This window comes from Photorhabdus antumapuensis (genome assembly GCF_020387775.1).
Lineage (GTDB): Bacteria > Pseudomonadota > Gammaproteobacteria > Enterobacterales > Enterobacteriaceae > Photorhabdus > Photorhabdus antumapuensis.
Window position 1 is genome coordinate 248,743 of record NZ_JAHZMK010000024.1, and the last position, 20,092, is coordinate 268,834.

Annotated in this window: 20 protein-coding genes and 1 pseudogene; 9 read left to right on the forward strand and 12 right to left on the reverse strand. The window is 43.0% G+C overall.

What is annotated here, in order from left to right:
• Nucleotides 1-45: 45 nt before the first annotated feature.
• The 5 genes and pseudogenes from KZ793_RS10755 to uspE all read left to right on the forward strand — a co-directional run bounded on the left by KZ793_RS10755 (nt 46) and on the right by uspE (nt 3,079).
• Nucleotides 46-801: an FNR family transcription factor gene (locus tag KZ793_RS10755; protein WP_225815331.1), complete on the forward strand. Its 756-nt coding sequence runs from the start codon at nt 46-48 to the stop codon at nt 799-801.
• 266 nt (nt 802-1,067) lie between these two features.
• Nucleotides 1,068-1,259, forward strand: coding sequence for a DUF5397 family protein (locus tag KZ793_RS10760; RefSeq protein WP_225815332.1), 192 nt, complete (start codon nt 1,068-1,070; stop codon nt 1,257-1,259).
• The gene (locus tag KZ793_RS10765; protein WP_118984802.1) at nt 1,260-1,541 is read left to right on the forward strand and encodes a virulence factor; all 282 of its coding nucleotides are present in this window, start codon (nt 1,260-1,262) and stop codon (nt 1,539-1,541) included. It begins immediately after the preceding gene.
• A 3-nt stretch (nt 1,542-1,544) separates the two neighbouring features.
• Nucleotides 1,545-1,652, forward strand: a pseudogene (locus KZ793_RS22875) (recombinase family protein); the annotation flags it as partial.
• 482 nt (nt 1,653-2,134) lie between these two features.
• On the forward strand, nt 2,135-3,079 hold the full coding sequence (uspE, locus tag KZ793_RS10775; protein ID WP_225815334.1) for a universal stress protein UspE: 945 nt from the start codon (nt 2,135-2,137) through the stop codon (nt 3,077-3,079).
• 64 nt (nt 3,080-3,143) lie between these two features.
• Here the strand turns inward: uspE and KZ793_RS10780 are convergent, their stop codons facing one another.
• The 7 genes from KZ793_RS10780 to KZ793_RS10810 all read right to left on the reverse strand — a co-directional run bounded on the left by KZ793_RS10780 (nt 3,144) and on the right by KZ793_RS10810 (nt 8,734).
• The gene (locus tag KZ793_RS10780; RefSeq protein WP_225815335.1) at nt 3,144-4,109 is read right to left on the reverse strand and encodes an urease accessory protein UreD; all 966 of its coding nucleotides are present in this window, start codon (nt 4,107-4,109) and stop codon (nt 3,144-3,146) included.
• Nucleotides 4,106-4,741, reverse strand: coding sequence for an urease accessory protein UreG (ureG, locus tag KZ793_RS10785; RefSeq protein ID WP_011146430.1), 636 nt, complete (start codon nt 4,739-4,741; stop codon nt 4,106-4,108). The genes KZ793_RS10780 and ureG overlap by 4 nt, the downstream gene beginning before the upstream one ends.
• A 52-nt stretch (nt 4,742-4,793) precedes the next feature.
• Entirely contained in the window at nt 4,794-5,480 is a 687-nt protein-coding gene (locus KZ793_RS10790) for an urease accessory protein UreF (protein WP_225815336.1), read from the reverse strand.
• Entirely contained in the window at nt 5,477-6,073 is a 597-nt protein-coding gene (gene ureE, locus KZ793_RS10795) for an urease accessory protein UreE (RefSeq protein ID WP_036775655.1), read from the reverse strand. The genes KZ793_RS10790 and ureE overlap by 4 nt, the downstream gene beginning before the upstream one ends.
• A gap of 75 nt (nt 6,074-6,148) precedes the next feature.
• Complete coding sequence (locus tag KZ793_RS10800) at nt 6,149-7,864, reverse strand: urease subunit alpha (RefSeq protein WP_225815337.1); 1,716 nt, start codon at nt 7,862-7,864, stop codon at nt 6,149-6,151.
• 86 nt (nt 7,865-7,950) lie between these two features.
• The gene (locus KZ793_RS10805) at nt 7,951-8,340 is read right to left on the reverse strand and encodes an urease subunit beta (RefSeq protein ID WP_118984796.1); all 390 of its coding nucleotides are present in this window, start codon (nt 8,338-8,340) and stop codon (nt 7,951-7,953) included.
• A 91-nt stretch (nt 8,341-8,431) separates the two neighbouring features.
• Nucleotides 8,432-8,734 (reverse strand): urease subunit gamma, encoded by a 303-nt coding sequence (locus KZ793_RS10810; RefSeq protein WP_118984795.1) that lies wholly within the window; start codon nt 8,732-8,734, stop codon nt 8,432-8,434.
• A gap of 365 nt (nt 8,735-9,099) precedes the next feature.
• Between KZ793_RS10810 and KZ793_RS10815 the strand changes: the two genes are divergently transcribed.
• Both KZ793_RS10815 and KZ793_RS10820 read left to right on the forward strand, forming a co-directional pair.
• Nucleotides 9,100-10,125: a HoxN/HupN/NixA family nickel/cobalt transporter gene (locus tag KZ793_RS10815; protein ID WP_225815338.1), complete on the forward strand. Its 1,026-nt coding sequence runs from the start codon at nt 9,100-9,102 to the stop codon at nt 10,123-10,125.
• Nucleotides 10,126-10,234: 109 nt separating this feature from the next.
• Entirely contained in the window at nt 10,235-10,408 is a 174-nt protein-coding gene (locus KZ793_RS10820; RefSeq protein ID WP_225815339.1) for a hypothetical protein, read from the forward strand.
• 125 nt (nt 10,409-10,533) lie between these two features.
• On the opposite strand, the gene pntB is transcribed toward KZ793_RS10820, so the two are convergent.
• Nucleotides 10,534-11,922, reverse strand: a complete 1,389-nt coding sequence (gene pntB / locus KZ793_RS10825) for a Re/Si-specific NAD(P)(+) transhydrogenase subunit beta (RefSeq protein ID WP_225815340.1) — start codon at nt 11,920-11,922, stop codon at nt 10,534-10,536.
• Nucleotides 11,923-11,932: 10 nt separating this feature from the next.
• A complete protein-coding gene (gene pntA, locus KZ793_RS10830; RefSeq protein ID WP_225815341.1) occupies nt 11,933-13,462 on the reverse strand; it encodes a Re/Si-specific NAD(P)(+) transhydrogenase subunit alpha in 1,530 nt (509 codons plus the stop codon).
• 388 nt (nt 13,463-13,850) lie between these two features.
• On the opposite strand from pntA, the gene ydgH reads away from it, so the two are divergent.
• A complete protein-coding gene (gene ydgH, locus KZ793_RS10835) occupies nt 13,851-14,804 on the forward strand; it encodes a DUF1471 family protein YdgH (protein ID WP_225815342.1) in 954 nt (317 codons plus the stop codon).
• Nucleotides 14,805-15,003: 199 nt separating this feature from the next.
• On the opposite strand, the gene stlE is transcribed toward ydgH, so the two are convergent.
• The 3 genes from stlE to stlC form a co-directional block, all read right to left on the reverse strand.
• Entirely contained in the window at nt 15,004-15,246 is a 243-nt protein-coding gene (gene stlE, locus KZ793_RS10840) for a stilbene biosynthesis acyl carrier protein StlE (RefSeq protein WP_036775642.1), read from the reverse strand.
• Between the two features lie 79 nt (nt 15,247-15,325).
• Nucleotides 15,326-16,474, reverse strand: coding sequence for a beta-ketosynthase StlD (stlD, locus tag KZ793_RS10845; protein WP_225815343.1), 1,149 nt, complete (start codon nt 16,472-16,474; stop codon nt 15,326-15,328).
• Nucleotides 16,475-17,422, reverse strand: coding sequence for a stilbene biosynthesis aromatase StlC (gene stlC, locus KZ793_RS10850; RefSeq protein WP_225815344.1), 948 nt, complete (start codon nt 17,420-17,422; stop codon nt 16,475-16,477).
• Between the two features lie 929 nt (nt 17,423-18,351).
• On the opposite strand from stlC, the gene KZ793_RS10855 reads away from it, so the two are divergent.
• The gene (locus KZ793_RS10855) at nt 18,352-19,743 is read left to right on the forward strand and encodes an amino acid permease (RefSeq protein ID WP_225815345.1); all 1,392 of its coding nucleotides are present in this window, start codon (nt 18,352-18,354) and stop codon (nt 19,741-19,743) included.
• Nucleotides 19,744-20,092 lie beyond the last annotated feature (349 nt).

The following is a 20,092-nucleotide window of genomic DNA, read 5'->3' on the forward strand; positions in this document are numbered from 1 at the left end:
AAGTTGAACTATATCAATATTTCTAATTTCTAATGAGCATGCCATATGATCCAGGAAAAACGTGTCATTCGTCGAATCCAGTCTGGTGGTTGTGCGATCCACTGCCAGGATTGCAGCATTAGCCAGCTGTGCATCCCTTTCACCCTGAATGAGCACGAGCTTGACCAGCTCGATAATATCATTGAGCGTAAGAAACCTATTCAGAAAGGGCAAACTTTGTTTAAAGCAGGAGATGAGTTGAAATCTCTTTATGCTATCCGTTCTGGAACGATTAAAAGCTACACCATCACCGAAGACGGTGATGAACAGATCACAGGTTTCCATCTCGCAGGGGATTTAGTGGGTTTTGACGCCATCCTTAATACTCAGCATCCAAGTTTTGCTCAAGCCCTGGAAACATCAATGGTTTGTGAAATTCCGTTTGAAACACTGGATGACCTGTCCGGTAAAATGCCTAATCTTCGCCAGCAAATGATGCGCCTGATGAGCGGGGAAATTAAAGGCGACCAAGAAATGATATTGTTGTTATCTAAGAAAAACGCTGAAGAACGATTAGCCGCATTTATTTATAATCTCTCCCGTCGTTTCGCTCAACGGGGTTTCTCACCAAGAGAATTTCGTTTAACCATGACTCGTAGTGATATTGGTAATTACCTTGGTCTGACTGTTGAAACTATTAGTCGTCTGCTTGGGCGCTTCCAGAAAAACAATACTCTCGGCGTAAAAGGTAAATACATTACTATTGAAGATATGAATAAACTGGCCGACCTAGTCGGAAAAAAATCTGTTTCAATTACCTGATGTTAAAACCAGATTATCCGTCAATCTCCTTTCTACCTCGTCTTGAGAAGGATGGAAAGGAGGCAGTTTTCCCGCTTGGCGGCGGACAGCATTGAATGGCGTGGCGTATGACCTCCTTGTTCTTGAAAATGAGGGTTTATGAAAAAGCACTGTACCGCCAACTTATAGTACACAATATCAAGGGGTTAGCGTTCTCGAAAGTCTTTCTTGAAACAACATTCTCAAAATACTACACTATTAATAAATTTCAATAATGAGGAACGGTCATGATAACGACACCGTCTGTACCTGTTGGCACGATAAAAAGCTTTGGTGCGTTTGGGCCAAAATATGAAGTAGGGAAACTGCTCCGTCCGTTAGAGGATGGTGACTGGATGATAGAAGTCGTCCTGGTAGAAACGGGGGAAAAAACCGAATACCGTCTGACCCACGTTAACAATGACCCCAAGGCCGCCTGAATGTACGCTATTGCCTTTGATTTAGTTGTTGCTGACACCGAACAACACCACCCTAAAGGAGTATCGCAAGCCTACGCTGAAATCGGTGCAACGCTGGCTCAATATGGTTTTAGACGCGTTCAGGGCAGTCTGTATGTCAGCGAAGACGAAAACATGGCCCAGCTTTTTGTAGCGATCCAATCCCTCAAGGCCCAATCGTGGTTTCCTCCCTCAGTGCGTGACATTCGCGCTTTCAGAATTGAACAATGGTCTGATTTCACTCCTGTGGTTAAAGGTCAGTGAATTATGTTAATTGGCTATGCTCGTGTCTCGACGCAAGATCAAAATCTGGAGCTTCAACACGATGCCCTGCTCAAAACGGATTGTCAGAAAATATTTGAAGATAAGGTGAGTGAACTCCATCAACCCAAGAACTTCGGTGTATCCGTTCCAACACTCTACCGCTGGATGCCAGCGTCTACGCACGCTTAACATACTTTAAATTCCAAATCAGGAAGATGGAGCCTCAAAGGCGAAGCGGGTTCATTGTCTACTGAAGAAAGCTGATCGCGGAATAGTGCTCCGGATACTTGGTAAGCTTTGGGAGTACAAACTCGACCGACTTTATATGATCACATCGTTGTCTCTTGCGATAAAGGCCTGAAATATCTGTTGAGCAAAAACTCGCTTGCAGGAACAGAATATGCCAGACCACAGTTACCGCGCCATATCTCGACTCTACATAGCATTTTCTTCCTTCCAGGGAGGAGTGTAGTCAATTTAATTTGTCGATCTGCTCCTCCTCTGACCTGTCCGGTTTGCTTATATTGGTTTATCTTTAGTATTGAAGCTTAATATTGAAGCGTGTTTTGTCTAGCCTCTGTGAGGATACCATTATGGCAAACTATCAAAACCTTTTAGTTGCAATTGACCCAAGTCAGGACGATCAACCGGCATTAAGACGCGCAGTTTATATAGTGCAACGTAACGGTGGCCGGATTAAAGCTTTCTTGCCCATTTATGATCTTTCTTATGAGATGACCACCTTACTCTCCCCAGAAGAAGGTAGTGCTATGCGTAAAGGTGTTACCAGTCAACGCACTGCCTGGCTTAAACAACAAGCGTATTACTATCTGGAAGCCGGTATTGATATTGAAATAAAAGTGGTATGGCATAATCGACCTTATGAAGCGATTATCCAGGAGGTCATTACAGGTAATCACGATTTACTTCTGAAAATGACGCATAAACATGACAAGCTAGGCTCTTTGATTTTTACCCCACTTGACTGGCAGTTACTCCGCAAATGCCCATGTCCCGTATGGATGGTAAAAGATCAGATATGGCCAGACCAAGGCTCCGTTGTCGTCGCGGTCAATTTATCTAATGAAGAATCATACCACCATGAACTGAACCTGAAACTGGTTAAGGAAACTCAGGAACTGGCAAACCAGATAATGAAAAACCCGGAAATTCATTTGGTCAGCGCTTATCCTGTTGCACCGCTGAATATCGCTATTGAACTACCCGATTTCGACCCAAGTGTTTATAACCATGCTCTGCGTGGCCAGCATCTTATTGCCATGAAAGAATTGCGCCAAAAATTCTGCCTTGATGAAAAATATACTCATATCCATGAAGGATTACCGGAGAGTGTGATTCCCAACATGTGTGATGAGATGAATGCGGGCATTATTGTTCTTGGCATCCTCGGCAGAACTGGGCTATCCGCTGCTTTTCTGGGAAATACCGCAGAACATGTGATCGATAATCTTAAATGTGACATTCTGACAATCAAACCTGATGGTTTTGAATGTCCAATTAAAGCCGCTAAAGAGTGATAGTAAATAGCATGATAACCATCCATTTGGCGATAAAGCCCGAAACAAATTTTCGTCCCAGGTTTTATCGCCAGATAAACGGCTCAGGCAGTGTAACACCAAGGATCTCCTCACGAGCTATACGCCAGAAAAGACGAATACCCGCTTTAACTTGATAAGTTTCTTTTCCCAATACCTTAAAGATTAGACCACACTGATTGGGTAAACGACTGGTACCACTCGCTATACCCGTTTCAGCATCGTACTGAGGCGTTATGCGCGCCAGAATACGATCGTGGTGAATTTGAGGTGTCAGCAAGATCACGTTACCGAACACATGGAACGGCCCCATCACCCCTACGCTGTTCAACGGTTGTTTTTTGGGCTCCAGGACATAACGTTCTGCAAACAATATCTTGCCATCAAAATCAGTTGCCGTAATGCGTGATGAGTAAACATCAAATTTAAACCCTTGATCAGCTAGATGATACTTGCGGCCAGACATAATCATCTCAGAATAAATCAGGGTGGCTGTCGGATGAATGGTTATCTGAGTGTCGGTAATAAACCGAGAACCACTGTGAGGTATTACCGGATCGGGCATCATTTCCAGATAGCCTCCCTGCTCTATCTGGATAGTTTGCACTTGCGCCGCGTAGTTATTCACCATCGAATGAATCTTAGTCGCCGATTGGGTAGTGACATGACCAAACGCCTCTGGAGCAACATGAATGTCCAGTGCCAATCTATCCCCTTGCAAGATACATCCCGACGTGGAGATCATAAATACACACGGCATCTGCGGTAGTGCCTCATCCCAATACAACGCCCGCTGTACCAAATAGGGAACCCGGCGTTTCATCTGCGCCAAAATGCTACGATCACCACGCCGAGCAAATCCCAACCGTAGATAACCGCTTTTACCTACATCACCGCTTGCCATCTGGGGCGGTTCATCCTGAAATCGTGCAAGTTCCGGCGCGTTGACACCAAGATTATTCGCCTGTTGACACGCTTCTCCAATATTTTGTGGCAAGCTGGTGGCAGTCATTGTGTTGCCTGTAATGAATGGGTAAACAGGAAATCACGCATGATCATATTTACCAACGTTTCAACCCCCTCACCTGTTTTGCAATTGGTAAGAATATAAGGACGCTGACCACGCACAACTTGAGTGTCATGCTCCATCACCGCCAGACTGGCACCAACATAAGGCGCCAAATCAATTTTGTTGATCACCAGAATATCGGCCTGTACCAAACCCGGACCGTTCTTACGCGGAATTTTCTCCCCTTCAGCGACATCAATCACATAAATATAAAAATCTGCCAACGCTGGACTAAAAGTGAGCGTCAGATTATCACCACCACTTTCAATCAACACAACGTCGCTGTCAGGAAAACGCGCTTCCATCTCCTCTACCGCAGCAATATTCATGCTGGGATCTTCACGCACCGCAGTATGAGGGCAAGCACCGGTTTCCACACCAAGTATCTTTTCTTCATCTAAAATGCCTTTCAAGGTACGTTTAACCTGTTTAGCATCCTCAGTGGTAACAATATCATTGGTGATAATCAGAGGTTTTATTCCGCGCTGAATCAAGATAGGCGTGATTACTTCAATAACGGCAGTTTTGCCTGAACCCACCGGACCGCCAATACCAATTCGGGTAATTTTTTTCACAAGAGTTTCCTCACACGATTAAGAGGTGGTTAAAAGCAATATCAGGATCAAGTTAGTTACTGAACAGCCGGGTAAATGCGCTAACGTGTAGTGCCGCCAGAACATCAGTCATCGGTGCATAAGATGTCATTTGGTCAATTCCTCCCTTTTCCGCCTCATCACAAAACAGTTCAATATCTTGATTCAATGAGAACAAGATACGTTGAATTTCAATATGGGTAACCCGCATCAGGCGTATAGCCGCACTCAGTATCGTCATTGCAACGCCATATTGGTGCATGACGATCACTTCACGTGGAGCAGCGCCCAATGCACTCATGACGACCGCCAAAGTAATCGGATAGGTACCTGCGGCAATATCGCTCTTTATTTGTGCTAACCACCATGCAATTAATGACTCACCGGTGACTTCCACTGCCATTTCCGCTAACTTTTTCCCCATCCGCGTGATCATAGTGCGACTTTCTTCATTTAATTTGCGGTTAAGTACTGCCCAATCATGGGAGATAGCGGCATCATGCTGCCCCCTATTCAGCGCCTGACACGCAGCCACTACTGCGCGACCATCACTACTCACCGCCTGTAACAGCGCTGTACGCGTAAAGTCGCTTAACGTTGCCACGTCATATACGATTTTGCTCTGAATGGCCGATTCCAGACCGTTTGAGAAAGAAAATGCGCCAACAGGCAGTACTGAATCAGCAAACTGCATGATTCTGATTAAACGGAGCGCGTTCATTTTAGTTTGATCACATGCTGGTTCAGAAATGTATTATCGACATGAACGTGGGTCGCGGAATCCTCTGCACCACCGAATAACAAGCGAGCCTCTGAGTTGTTAAGAGAAGGCAATATCTCTTCACCTTTAACAAAGGAGTAAGGCAATGCATGAAAACCGTGGGTTTTCATGACTGAATCCATGACCTTAGTGGATACTGTCAGCGGAATATAAATCTGGTTATTTTTAATCACTGATTTCCAATGCTGGTTACCTAAAGCATGACCAAGTTCAAAACTGGTTTTCATTACCGTCTCTAAATCTAATGACAGCAATGATTTCAGGTGAATAACCATCACATCACGCAAGCTCATTTGAACAATAACCGCCAGTCCTTTAGCTTCGTCCCACAATAAAACATCGCCATCAGACAATACCTGATGACGGTCAAGGGAAATACCCAAATCCAACCCGTTAAGGGTGGATTTACGACAACGGCTTTTTTGCGCTTCCCATTGCGAAAGCACCAAGATATCCGGCGAGATCCCTTGTAAGCGATCTCGCCAGAAAACATCCTTTTTGGCATTACCAAGAATCTGTTCAATAACAATCATAAGATAATCCTCTGAACGCATGGATCGGTTAATCCGGCCAGAAAAAACATTCTCTGACCGGCAGCAAAAAATAGACTAACTAAAGAAATAGCGCTGATTGAGCGCGACTGTCCTGACCGGTTTTACTGTGGCATATTCACCATTCACCTTGACGGCAAAGGTTTCAGCATCCACTTCAATGGTGGGTGTTTCAGCATTACGCACCATGTCTTTCTTAGAGATAGCCCGGCAATTGCGCACCGCCATAACCTGGCGTTCCAAACCAAGGCTCTCTTTTACCCCCAGTTCCATTGCCGCCTGGGATACAAAAGTGACACAGGTTTCCTGAAGGGCTTTGCCCAATGCGCCAAACATTGGACGATAAAATGTCGGTTGTGGTGTCGGCAGTGAAGCATTTGGGTCCCCCATCACCGCCCAATTAATCATACCGCCTTTGATGACCAACTTAGGTTTTACGCCAAAGAAACGGGGTTCCCACAGCACAAGATCAGCCATTTTTCCCACTTCAATCGAACCTAGCACATGACTTATTCCCTGAGCAATAGCCGGGTTAATCGTAATTTTGGCAACGTAACGTAATACACGGAAATTATCGTTATATGCGGCATCCTCCGGCAACTTGCCACGCGCTGCTTTCATGGCATGAGCGGTTTGCATCACGCGCAGCCAATTTTCTCCCACTCGCCCCATTGCCTGAGAATCACTGGAAAACATCGACAATACGCCCATATCGTGCAAAACATTTTCCGCAGCAATGGTCTCTGGACGCACACGGCTTTCCGAAAATGCAACATCAGCCGGTACTTTAGGATTAAGGTTATGGCAAACCATAATCATATCAAACAGTTCTGCCTGACTATTGATGCCGTAAGGCAGTGTGGGATTAGTAGAACTGGGCAACACATTCATCTGGCTGGCAACTTTAATGATATCTGGTGCATGCCCGCCACCGGCGCCTTCGGTGTGGAAAGTATGAATAGTGCGACCTTCAAAAGCATCAATGGTATCTTCAACATAACCGCCTTCATTCAGGCTATCGGTATGCACTGCGACTTGGATATCCATTTCATCCGCTACACGTAAGGCATTACGCAATGCGGAGTGAGTTGCGCCCCAGTCTTCGTGCACTTTCAGGCCGGCAACGCCCGCTTTGATCTGCTCAACCAGCGGCATAGCCACCGCAGCATGGCCCTTTCCCAAAATACCTACGTTAACTGGTAAACCTTCAAAAGCACGCAACATGCGGTGGATATGCCATGGACCGGCGGTGACAGTCGTGCCGTTAGTGCCATCAGTGGGGCCAACACCACCGCCAAAGAAAGTCGTCACACCATTGGATAAAGCATGTTCAGCCTGTTGAGGAGAAATAAAGTGAATATGGGTATCAATGCCAGCAGCCGTGAGGATAAGATGCTCACCGGATATAGCATCAGTACTAACACCAACTACCATACCGGGGGTAACACCATTCATCATGTTGGGATTACCACTTTTACCTATCCCGACAATGCGTCCCTCTTTTATGCCGACATCCGCTTTAATGACGCCTTGTCGAGCATCCAAAATAGTGACGCTGGTAATCACCAAATCCAATACGTTTTCGCTGGTCATACGGTTATCCGCACCCATACCATCACGCAGCGATTTGCCCCCGCCATAGACCGATTCATCACCATAGCCACGCAGATCTTTCTCAATTTCAATAAATAGATTGGTATCACCCAAGCGAATCTTATCACCGGTCGTTGGGCCAAAAAGACCTACATATTCCTGTCGGGAAATGGTTGGCATAGTTTATTCCTTTGTTCGAAAGATTTTCCGACGTTTGTCAACTCTACCTTGAATTTATTCGATAACCTTAATATACCCAAATTTTGTTACCCAGCATGCAACCAGGTTTTTTCTTCCTGCTCATCAATGGCAACCTGGCTTTTACCTGCCCAACCATCGACTAAGTTATTAAATCCATAAACGTTTTGTTTCCCACCAATCGGGATTAATGACACCTCGATTTCATCACCGGGTTCAAAACGGATTGCGGTTGTCGCCGTGATATTAAGTCGTTTACCAAATGCCGCTGCACGATTAAATTGCAAGGCTTTATTGACCTCAAAAAAGTGGAAATGAGATCCCACTTGAATAGGACGATCACCTGAATTACGCACTTTTAATTGAATAACCGGACAATCTTCATTAAAGGAGATCGGGTCTTTAGCCAGAATATATCCCCCCAACGGAGTAATATCTTCTTTATTATTTTTTTCCATCGGAAAATCTCCACGTTAAGACGCGAGCCAAAACATAAACTAATATTTTGTCTAGATAATTTTTCCTGCTATTTATAATTTGTTTCAGCAATCATTGGATGGGATCATGCACAGTGACTAAGCGGCTGCCATCAGTAAATATTGCTTCAACCTGCACATGTGGAATAAGATCAGCTACACCATCCATCACATCTTCTTTAGTCAGAATGTGCCGGGAATCATCCATTACTTCTTCTAGTGTTTTCCCCTCTCTGGCACCTTCCAATGCAGCCGCGGTAATAATAGCGACGGCTTCAGGATAATTGAGTTTTAAACCACGAGACTTACGCTTTAATGCGACATCAGCCAGTGTATATACCATGAGCTTTTCGATTTCCCTTGGTGTTAATTGCATAAAGCCCCCTAATCATTGGTTATTCCATATGGTCACACCGCTATGTCAAAATATAACTTAATACGCTTTTCCCAACAGACTTTATTCAAAAGCTGCTATCCCTATCTGAATATTGAGCAAGATAATCTTTTAGTGAAAAAAGTTTTGACACAAAGACCATAATATGTCAATTAAGATCATTCTTCTCAACACAGGTTAGTCCTCTTACCTCTTATTTAAGTTTATCCAAAGTAATATTACAAGCTGATTAGTGTGCCTGCTCAGTAAAAAAATTATAGGTCATGGAGTCAAAAAATACTTACGGTTTTTTGGGGCTTCTAACAATCACCCGCAAAGTGGGTTTTACATTTACAGGTATTCCAGATATGAATAATTTAACGGATAAAAGACGTGCTCTATCTCTTCTTGTTGTTCTGATTGCCGCTAACGTACTTGCTTGGGTTTGGGCATTTATCGCTTTCCGTCATCATGCGGTTATGATGGGGGCGGCGTTGCTGGCTTACGGTTACGGACTACGCCATGCGGTCGACGCTGATCATATCGCGGCAATTGATAACGTCACCCGTAAATTGATGCAACAGGGTAAATCACCCATTGCTGTCGGCGCTTTCTTTTCCCTAGGACACTCTACCATTGTTATTCTGGCCTGCTTCGCCATCGTTCTAACCTCTATGGCATTTAAAGATCAAATGGGCTGGGTTCATGACTATGGCGGCATTGTTGGTACCTTAGTTTCTGCCTGCTTTCTGCTAGCGATAGCACTGATTAATTTGCTGATATTGAAAAGCGTTTATCAGAAATTTCAGGAGATCAAGCGGGGCAGAAATCTGGCTAAAAGTGATTTGACTGCTCTAGAAACGACGCCGGGAGGGATCATGACACGCCTGTTTCATACAGTCTTCCGGCTGGTAAATAAAAGCTGGCATATGTATTTGGTCGGTTTTCTGTTTGGATTGGGTTTCGACACCGCTACCGAAGTTGGGCTATTAAGTATATCTGCCGCCGGTTCTCTCAGTGGACTTCCTCTGTGGTCATTGATGGTATTCCCGGCGCTATTTACCAGCGGTATGGCACTCATCGACTCACTGGATAATTTTGTGATGGTGGGAGCCTATGGTTGGGCGTTTTCCCAACCGACACGCAAACTCTACTACAACATGACCATCACTGCGGCTTCCGTTGCCGTAGCACTGTTCATCGGTGGATTGGAAGCGCTTGGACTTATCGCTGAGCAGTGGGATTTGCATGGTGTTTTCTGGGACACTATCGGGGCATTAAACGACAATATGGGCAATGTTGGTTTTTGGGTCGTCGGGATTTTCATTCTGTTCTGGACATTATCGGTGATGAATTATCGCTGGCAGGGGTACGATACGCTGGAAATTAAGTAGTAAACACAAAATTCTCTGCATATCATGCAATGTATTACATCCTGAAATGTTGCTATTCTTACTTCCCAATGGCAACGTTTATTTTATTAGTGACATTTGTAGAAAGATTATGCATAAACAAACTAATACTCTGAAATCCAGACAACAATTTTTGCGTGATGCTGAAAACGCTTGGTTAGAATATGAAGCTACCGGCTTGCATTTAACTGGCAATGAACTTTCTGACTGGTTAGACGCTATTGCACGTGACGAGGATAAGGAGCTCCCTGAATGCCACCTGTAGTCTGGCACCAAAGGATAAATTTACAGGGTTGACGGTTGGAAACTACCAATTTCTTCTGTCTCTCAATCATATCTCGATTGAGAGACAGTAAATCCATCAAATCTGTACGTTAAAAAGATAGAAAATCACAGTGCACGCAGGATTGCCTCTACACTCGCTTTTGCATCACCGAACAACATCTGACTGTTGTCTTTAAAGAACAACGGGTTTTGCACACCGGCGTAACCTGTGTTCATAGAGCGTTTAAACACAACAACATTTTGTGCTTTCCAGACTTCCAAAACGGGCATACCCGCAATTGGACTGTTGGGATCTTCCTGTGCCGCAGGGTTAACGGTGTCGTTGGCACCAATGACCAACACAGTATCGGTATCAGAGAAATCATTATTGATTTCATCCATTTCCAGAACAACATCGTAAGGCACTTTTGCTTCTGCCAACAGCACGTTCATATGCCCAGGCAAACGCCCCGCAACGGGATGAATACCAAAGCGGACGTTAATTCCCTTCTCCCGCAGTTTAGCGGTGATGTCATGTACCGGATACTGCGCCTGTGCAACAGCCATACCGTATCCCGGCGTGATGATAACCGAAGTTGAGTTTTTTAATAGTTCAGCAACTTCTTCCGCTGTGGTTTCACGGTACTCGCCCATCTCCTGCTGATCACCGGTTGAAGAACCATCAGTCCCAAACCCGCCGGCAATCACACTGATAAAAGAACGGTTCATAGCCTTACACATGATGTAAGAGAGAATCGCCCCCGACGAACCCACCAGTGCACCCGTTACAATCAATAAATCGTTGCTCAACATGAAGCCCGCAGCAGCAGCAGCCCAGCCCGAATAAGAGTTCAGCATTGAAACCACTACTGGCATATCCGCACCACCGATGGAAGCAACCAAATGCCAACCAAACGCCAATGCGATTGCTGTCATGAGCAACAACGTGAACACTTGCAGACCCGTACTTTCCGTTTTCACAAAAGTAATCAACAGCACAAAGGAGATAACAAGCGCCGCGAGGTTTAATTTATGACGATTTGGCAGCATCAACGGTTTAGAGGACATTTTTCCACATAACTTACCAAATGCCACAACAGAACCGGTGAAGGTAACCGCACCAATGAAAACCCCCAGGAAAACTTCTGTCAAATGGATATTTTCCATCACGGGTTCTGCAAAACTATCGTGAGCAATAAAGCTATTAAAACCAACCAATACGGCGGCCAAACCAACAAAACTGTGCAGAATAGCAACCAATTCCGGCATTTCAGTCATTTCAACTCTATTTGCCAGACGGATACCAATAACCGCACCGATCACCATCGCCAGAATAACCCAGACAACACTTCCGGTATCAGGCCCGAAAATAGTCGCAATCAATGCGATTGCCATTCCGGTAATACCAAAAATATTTCCGCGTTTAGAACTCTCATGACGAGATAAACCTGCCAGGCTGAAAATAAATAAAATGGCGGCAACAATATAGGCTGCTGTAACGACTCCACTCGACATTAGTTACCCCTTAGTCCTTACGAAACATTTTCAGCATACGTTGAGTGACAGTGAAGCCACCGAAGATATTAATGCTGGCAATAAGAACAGCAATAAATGAGAAGAAACTTACCCATCCACCATCACCAATTTGCAATAACGCCCCAACGACAATAATCCCCGAAATGGCATTAGTTACCGACATTAATGGTGTGTGTAAAGCATGGCTGACATTCCAGACCACGTAATAACCCACCACACAAGCTAACGCGAAAACAGTAAAGTGGGATAAAAATTCTTTTGGTGCAACATTGGCTAACCAACCAAACAAGATAACAGCCAATGCCAATAAACCATATTTCAGCCAAGGTGAAACGGGTTTCGTCGCTGGCTTTTCTGCTTTAACCGATGCTGGTTTTGCCTGCGGCTGAACCGAAACTTGAATAGGTGGCGCCGGCCAGGTAATTTCGCCCTCTTTAACGACTGTCACACCACGAATAACAACATCGTCAAAATCAATATTGATTTCGCCATTTTTCTCTTTGCACAGTAACTTAAGCAAATTAACCAGATTAGTGCCGTAGAGTTGTGAAGATTGTGTTGACAAGCGGCTTGGTAAATCTGTGTAACCAATAATTTTCACACCATTTGCAGTAATAACCAATTTATCTGCTTGCGTTAATTCACAGTTTCCTCCCGTCTGAGCGGCCAGATCAACAATCACACTACCCGGCTTCATGGATTCAACCATCTCTTTGGTGATAAGACGTGGAGCCGGTTTTCCCGGAATAAGCGCCGTCGTCACAATAATGTCAACTTCTTTTGCTTGTTCAGCAAAAAGCGTCATTTCAGCCTTAATAAAGGCTTCGGACATGACTTTTGCATAGCCATCACCACTACCGGCCTCTTCTTCAAAATCCAGCTCCAGAAACTCTGCACCCATACTCTGAACCTGTTCTTTAACTTCAGGGCGAGTATCAAATGCACGAACAACCGCTCCCAGACTGCCCGCTGCACCCACCGCAGCTAAACCAGCAACACCGGCACCAATAATCATCACCTTGGCTGGCGGGACTTTACCTGCGGCGGTGATCTGACCAGTAAAGAAACGACCAAATTCATGAGCCGCTTCGACTATTGCACGATAACCGGCAATATTTGCCATAGAACTCAGCGCATCCAGCGATTGTGCTCTGGAAATACGCGGTACGGAATCCATAGCCAACACCGTGACTTTGCGGTCTGATAACTTCTGCATTAACTCAGAGTTTTGCGCTGGCCAGACAAAACTAACCAACGTACTCCCTTCCTTCATTAATGCTATTTCGTCATCCTCAGGAGCATTAACCTTTAAAATAATATCTGAACGCCAAATATTATGACGATCAGTAATTTCAGCACCTACTTGTTGGTAAGCACTATCCTCAAAGCTGGCTAAATGCCCCGCTCCACTCTCAACAACGACATTAAATCCCAATTTCAGCAGGTGTTCCACAGTGTTCGGTGTGGCTGCAACACGTGCTTCATTGGCAAGTCGCTCCTTCGGTACACCAATACGCATAATGTTCCCTTCCTAAAGCCTAAGATTAATGATGATTATTGCTTGTTACAGTCAATTTAGCGACTAAATTAACTTTATTACTGCCATCAGCAAAATCTATCAACAAATATTTTGATAACAAATTGAAAATATTATCGATAATCGATCACTAATGAGTAAAAAAATAACTAAGTAGTATTACCGGTACAAATCGCAACTTTAACTAGACCATTCGCTATGTTGATAAAAACTTATGACGCCCTATCCTATAAACTTGCATTCATTCATACTGATAGCATAAATTCGTGGGACATTAGCTATTATTACATGTAATAATTATCGGCTATGTGATGCACAACCATGTTCAGCAAGTTACAACTATTTAATGCGCAAGGTGGAAGGATTTTTTATGAAGCTGAAAACAACGATAATTGCAGCAGCGGTACTCTCATTAACGGGTATTACCACTATTCAAGCAGCTCAGGAGTTATCCCCAGAGAAAGCAGCAGAGCTGAAACCGTTTAAACGTATTACGGTTACAGGCCCTTTTAATGCTATTTATGAAGCTGCCGATGCGGTTTCCCGTCGTGCAGACAAAATGGGTGCAGATGGGTTTTATATCCAAAGCCTTGACGATCTAAATAATAGCGGCAATCTGCGCGTTACAGCTGATCTGTTTCACAAAGATGCAGAGAAAATTGATAATTCACCTAAATATCGTCTGTTCCGTGGCATCAAAGAATTACCCAAAGCAGAAGCTATAACACTGGAACCATTCGATACGGTCACTATTAACGGCTTTTACGACAATGAACCCGATTTGAATGAAGCCATTGCAAAAGAAGCCAAGAAAAAAGACGCAGCGGCTTTCTTTATTGTTCGTCAGGTTGCAATCAATGATGGCGGCAATCAGACGGTGACAGCTTATGTTTATAAAGATGATGCGCCAAAACGCCAAATTCAGGCTGATGAAGCTGTTATCCCGGTAGATTCCGATTCTGGACGCATTGCATTGGCTGCTGGTGGTGAATCAGCTAAAAAAGTAGAAACTCCTGGTTTAGCCTCTTCAACTTCAACCAGTAATTCTGTTGGCCGCTTCTTTGAAACCCAGTATTCTAAAGGTGAACGTTACACGGTAACTCTTCCTGATGGCACAAAAATCCAAGAATTAAATAAAGTCAGCGCTGCTCAGATGGTCCCTTTTGATTCCATCACCTTTTCAGGTTACTACAACAGCATGCCTGATGTTTCTTATGAAGTCGCTAAACGTGCCGCGGCTAAAGGTGCTAAGTACTATCATATCACCCGTGAATGGCAATCCAGTGGTGGAACCTCCACTATCAGTGCAGATCTGTTCAAATAACCAAAAAACAAAAAAAGGCACACATGACCATCATATGTGCTTTTTTACTTATATACCCGTTATCTTTCAAGTTGCCTCTTTGTTGGCTGCACTCACTCACCCCGGTCACATCGTTAGCTATGCTCCCGGGGATTCGCTCCCTTGCCGTCGCGATCCATCTTGAAATCCATTGGGTATAAAGATAATAAAGTTCTTCAAATTAGTTAGCGGATTCTAACTTCGAATCGATACAATCAATGGCGTTCTGTATCGTCACTATTTTTTCCGCTTCTTCATCATCAATAGTTATTCCGAAATGCTCTTCCAGAGCCATAATCAGTTCAACATTATCTAACGAGTCGGCACCTAATTCCTCGAATGTTTGTGTATTAAGAATCTGGGTTTCAGGTATTCCAAGTTGTTCTGCAACAACACTCTTGACACGATTCTCTAAATTTTCCACGCTGTATTTTCCTAGATGTACCAATTACAAGGGGAAACAGGTTGGTTCCCCATTCTTCATTAACACTAAGATTAAATATTTACACGACAGTCAGGTGCATAAATGCTCCTGTGAATCTGGCACTTTCAGGGATAAAACATAACAGACGCTGATCTTTCTTCAATTTACCCGACTTCATAAGCTCATCCAACATGATATAAATAGAAGCCGATCCGGTATTTCCTTTCATTGTTAAGTTAGTAAACCAACGCTCTTGTTCAATACCAAAATTAATATCTTCAAGACCATCGGAAAATTTCATGCGGAAATATTCAGATGAGTAATGAGGTAAGAACCAATCAATAGATTCTGCCGATAAGTTACGATCAGAAACTATCCGTCTCAATGGTTCGGTAAGTGTGTATTTAACGACCCTCTCATTTAAATATCTGACATCTTGTTTGATGCAGAAAACAGAATAGGCAAGCCAATCAGCCTGACTCATTTGTGACCAGCCTTTCAAACTGCCATCTGCTAACTTTTCTCCACCTGAATACATACAGGTCTCTTGCTCATTAGCAAAAGAGTAAATATCTATCCAATCAATTCGTAATGAAACACCATCAGGTCGAGGTTTGTTTTCAAGTAAAGCAGCGCCGGCACCATCAGAAAGCATCCAACGCAGAAAATCTTTTTCAAAAGCGATTTCAGGGCGTCGTTCCAGTTCTGCAACCCGAGCTTCGTTTTCACTCTGGAAATTGCGGGCATGCAATACAGTGGAAGGTACTTCCGACGTTGTTGAAACCGCATTACTTGTCGTTCCCGAGAGAACGGACAAATAAGCATATTTCATCGCGGTCATACCCGCAGCACAAGCACCGGCAGTTGAGATAACTTCACATGGTTTATTTTTGAGCTCTCCATGAACCATGACACCATGACCCGGTATAATTTGATCAGAAGTACCACTGCTTGCTGCCAGACTTTGCATATCATCTAAAGAAAAATGTTCATCAACCAAACCTTTTACTGCCTCAGCCGCTAATTGAGCAGATGTATAAGTTGTCTCACCCGTCTCTGGATCCAGGGCATAATGGCGATATTTGATACCATTATTGCGAAGGACTATATGACGAGATCTTGATGGACGACCACCAACAAAACCAAGGACAGATTCCATTGTATTATTATCTATCGGGTTTCCTGGCATAAACGCGGAAACTTTAGTGATATAAACGTTGTTACTCATTTACTTATTTATCTCCTTATCATCATAGCGCGCAGAACCAGAAGGTTGTTCATAGTATTTTTGTAATTCATTAAGACGTTCTTTAAGTAATGGGGTAAGCAAACGACGAACAACCACTGAAATAGGAAAAACAACTAGTACCATCAATATCAAATAGGTGACAAACAACGCTAATAAAGAGCGTCTTACCCATATCCCTCGTTTGCCTACACGGCAAATCAGCCCGGACCAAAATCTAAATCCTCGATGCGCCGCACGTTCACCGAAAATAAAAGATTGGTCGACAACTGCCGCTCTCATGCCTTTCAACATCGGAGCATCAACTTTCTCTTTATCCGTTTTGAGCGCGGTCAACAATGCATCACCAAAACGTTTAGCATCTTTAACGTCTTCCACCGATACGCCTGCCCGCGGTAAGCTAGAAAATGGCTGTCTTTTGCCTGTCATTAGCCATATCGGGGTGGTGAATACTGTTGCAAAAAAGTTTGCTTTATCAACAAAGACCACGTTATCGCGCAGATACGCTCCACTTTCATGTAGCAATCTTTTGACCGTTTCCTGAGCTATCAACCACATGTTTCGACAAGCAATAACTGTCACCACCGGTCGGCCATTAAGTAAACGTTTTCCTTCTTCACTCTTAAGAAATGCCGTTATCGGAGGAGCAGGTGATAAATACCAAACCTGGTAGCCTAATATGACCAAATCAAAAGGTTCTTCGTCTTCTAGATTTAAAGGCGCTAGCTCAGGCGGATGTAACTGCACTGTTTCCGGGAAAACATCAACAAATTTAGAAAACTTCCAGGGAAATTCAAATTCCGGAATCGGTTTCAGAACAACTTCACGGATGTATATCTCGTCAGACTCTTGCAGGGGTGAAATTACGCTTTTTACCACCTCGATCAATTGGCCGCTTTGGGAATACGACACTACAAGAACACGTTTCATATGTTCTAACCTTTATGAATATTTAATACCGAGCCATTCATCGGCACCTAAAAGATAAAAATTTGAATGACAGCTGTCCTCTCACCATCTGAGAATATTTTTTGGCATATGTACATATAATCATTCCTGAAAATTAAAAACATATACAAGAAAAACAAGTTAATAAATGGCAGAGTAATATTTTCACAAACAATATAAATCAAAGCAGTCGTTGTCAACATGATTTTTCTATTTTTATATAAGATTAGTTTTATATCACATTGTAGGAAATTAATTAGTTACTGATAAAGAAATCAATAAATAATATATTAACCTAAATATAAAATTAACAAAATCAATTAAAAATCAATAAATATTTAAATTAAATCAATAAATTAAAAAACATTCCATATGTTTTAATTTGATAAAATACTCATGACATTATGAAACTACATATTCAATAGATTAATTTAATAATCTGACATGAAAACAAGAGATGATTATTACTTATCGGTAATATTACATAACAAAATAAAAATTAGAGATAAAACGTTATCTTTCACAACCATTTTTATTAAATTTTGAGATCGATCGAAAAAATTAAAATAAAAATTACTTAATTAGTAATAACACCATCGTAATTCATTCTTATTACCTATTTACCTCAGTACAATAAACAGCATTATAAAAATAAATTGCCATCTAACCACACTTAATCATCACCAAACTGACCATCAAACAATGCATAAATTTTATAGTTATTTGCATAGAAAACCATTGCATCCAGCCCATACCCTTCGTAGAATCCCCCCCTATTTCTAGGTTCAGTCAGTCTGTTTCTCCATCCTGTACAGCTTGGAAGCGATAAAAACCCGATACCCAGTTCATCTTTATGATCAGGATAATGAACCGGTTAATAATGCAGTTTATGTCATATTAGGAACATATTTTTGGAAAAGAAACTAGGTCTCACAGCTCTTACTGCTCTGGTACTCAGCTCTATGGTCGGTGCGGGTGTTTTCAGCTTACCGCAGAATATGGCCGAAATCGCCAGCCCAGCAGCGTTAATGATCGGTTGGGGAATAACAGGTGTCGGTATCCTGTTCCTGGCTACCGCACTGTTACTGCTCTCTCGTCTTCGTCCGGATCTTGATGGGGGGATTTTCACTTATGCCAAAGAAGGCTTTGGTGAGCTAATAGGCTTCTGTTCCGCCTGGGGATATTGGTTATGCGCAATCGTTGCCAATGTTTCTTATCTGGTTATCGTTTTTGCCGCCCTGAGTTTCTTTACTGATAAAGAAGGCATTGTCATCTTTGGTGACGGCAATACTTGGCAGTCCCTATTGGGAGAGTCTATTCTACTTTGGTTCGTACATTGGTTAGTACTCCGTGGCGTTCAAACCGCAGCCGGAATCAACAAATTGGCGACAATGGCAAAATTACTGCCTTTGGGTGCTTTCATCATACTTGCTGCCATAGCCTTCAAAATGGATATCTTTCATTTCGACTTTAAAGGTATCGATCTAGGGGTTCCTGTCTGGCAACAAGTAAAAGATACCATGTTGATTACCCTTTGGGTTTTTATTGGTATTGAAGGTGCTGTTGTGGTTTCAGCCAGGGCGAAAAAACGGACAGATGTTGGTATTGCAACCATGCTAGCTGTCATTGCGGCATTAGCAATATATATCTTGGTTACCCTACTCTCCCTTGGATTAGTATCACGACCTGAGTTAGCAGCAATGCGCAATCCATCAATGGCAAACCTGATGGTAGGACTTGTTGGCTCCGCAGGTGAAATCATTATTGCTGCCGGATTGATTGTCTCCGTCTGTGGTGCCTATCTGAGTTGGACAATCATGGCAGCAGAAGTGCCATTTATCGCTTCTCAACACGGCTCTTTTCCAAAAGTATTTAGCCGACAAAACCGCAATAATGCGCCATCATCTTCATTGTGGTTCACGAATAGCGCGGTACAACTCTCTCTCGTTTTGATCTGGTTAAGTGGAAGCAACTACAATTCATTGCTGACAATTGCATCAGAGATGATTTTAGTGCCCTATTTCCTTGTCGGAGCATTTCTTTTAAAAGTCGCTATTGATCGTAGCAATAAGGGGTTATTACTCATTGCTGTTGGAGCATGCATTTATGGCATATGGCTGCTTTATGCATCCGGTTTGATGAATTTGTTATTGTCTGTTGTTCTCTATGCGCCTGGTCTTATTGTTTTTTTATATGCACGCCGCCAAAACCCACAGAAAAATAGCTTACATCTGGCTGAAAAGCTCACTATTGCCGCATTGCTGATAATAGCAATCCCTGCCACTAGGTTGCTAATCAAGTAATCCCGTCAGATCCAAGCCATTATTCTCCTGTAATGGCTTTTGGGATTTTCATATAGCAGTTTGTTTGGTTTTTCGTTGTTCTATCATACTTTTTATTGTTATCTTTATTAGTATGTTGTAACTAATTTTGTTAATGTAACTTAATTGGGATGGTTATTTAGCAATTTTTGTCGAACTCGAAAATTACTCACAGCATGTTGAAGGAGGAAATCAAGGTGATTTTCAAGATGCCGATGTTGATAGATGTATTCCTGATCACCATCGGCAAAGGTGTAAAACTTGAGGTAAGGTATCCATTTCGTCTTATCGGAATCACCTCTGCTTGAGGCATTCGCACTAAATTTTTTCG

Bases quoted from the DNA above. Each gene is read 5' to 3' on its own strand.
- KZ793_RS10755 (WP_225815331.1), top strand. From the start codon at position 46: ATGATCCAGGAAAAACGTGTCATTCGTCGAATCCAGTCTGGTGGTTGT.
- KZ793_RS10760 (WP_225815332.1), top strand. From the start codon at position 1,068: ATGATAACGACACCGTCTGTACCTGTTGGCACGATAAAAAGCTTTGGT.
- KZ793_RS10765 (WP_118984802.1), top strand. From the start codon at position 1,260: ATGTACGCTATTGCCTTTGATTTAGTTGTTGCTGACACCGAACAACAC.
- uspE (WP_225815334.1), top strand. From the start codon at position 2,135: ATGGCAAACTATCAAAACCTTTTAGTTGCAATTGACCCAAGTCAGGAC.
- KZ793_RS10780 (WP_225815335.1), bottom strand. From the start codon at position 4,109: ATGACTGCCACCAGCTTGCCACAAAATATTGGAGAAGCGTGTCAACAG.
- KZ793_RS10790 (WP_225815336.1), bottom strand. From the start codon at position 5,480: ATGAACGCGCTCCGTTTAATCAGAATCATGCAGTTTGCTGATTCAGTA.
- ureE (WP_036775655.1), bottom strand. From the start codon at position 6,073: ATGATTGTTATTGAACAGATTCTTGGTAATGCCAAAAAGGATGTTTTC.
- KZ793_RS10800 (WP_225815337.1), bottom strand. From the start codon at position 7,864: ATGCCAACCATTTCCCGACAGGAATATGTAGGTCTTTTTGGCCCAACG.
- KZ793_RS10805 (WP_118984796.1), bottom strand. From the start codon at position 8,340: ATGGAAAAAAATAATAAAGAAGATATTACTCCGTTGGGGGGATATATT.
- KZ793_RS10810 (WP_118984795.1), bottom strand. From the start codon at position 8,734: ATGCAATTAACACCAAGGGAAATCGAAAAGCTCATGGTATATACACTG.
- KZ793_RS10815 (WP_225815338.1), top strand. From the start codon at position 9,100: ATGAATAATTTAACGGATAAAAGACGTGCTCTATCTCTTCTTGTTGTT.
- KZ793_RS10820 (WP_225815339.1), top strand. From the start codon at position 10,235: ATGCATAAACAAACTAATACTCTGAAATCCAGACAACAATTTTTGCGT.
- pntB (WP_225815340.1), bottom strand. From the start codon at position 11,922: ATGTCGAGTGGAGTCGTTACAGCAGCCTATATTGTTGCCGCCATTTTA.
- pntA (WP_225815341.1), bottom strand. From the start codon at position 13,462: ATGCGTATTGGTGTACCGAAGGAGCGACTTGCCAATGAAGCACGTGTT.
- ydgH (WP_225815342.1), top strand. From the start codon at position 13,851: ATGAAGCTGAAAACAACGATAATTGCAGCAGCGGTACTCTCATTAACG.
- stlD (WP_225815343.1), bottom strand. From the start codon at position 16,474: ATGAGTAACAACGTTTATATCACTAAAGTTTCCGCGTTTATGCCAGGA.
- stlC (WP_225815344.1), bottom strand. From the start codon at position 17,422: ATGAAACGTGTTCTTGTAGTGTCGTATTCCCAAAGCGGCCAATTGATC.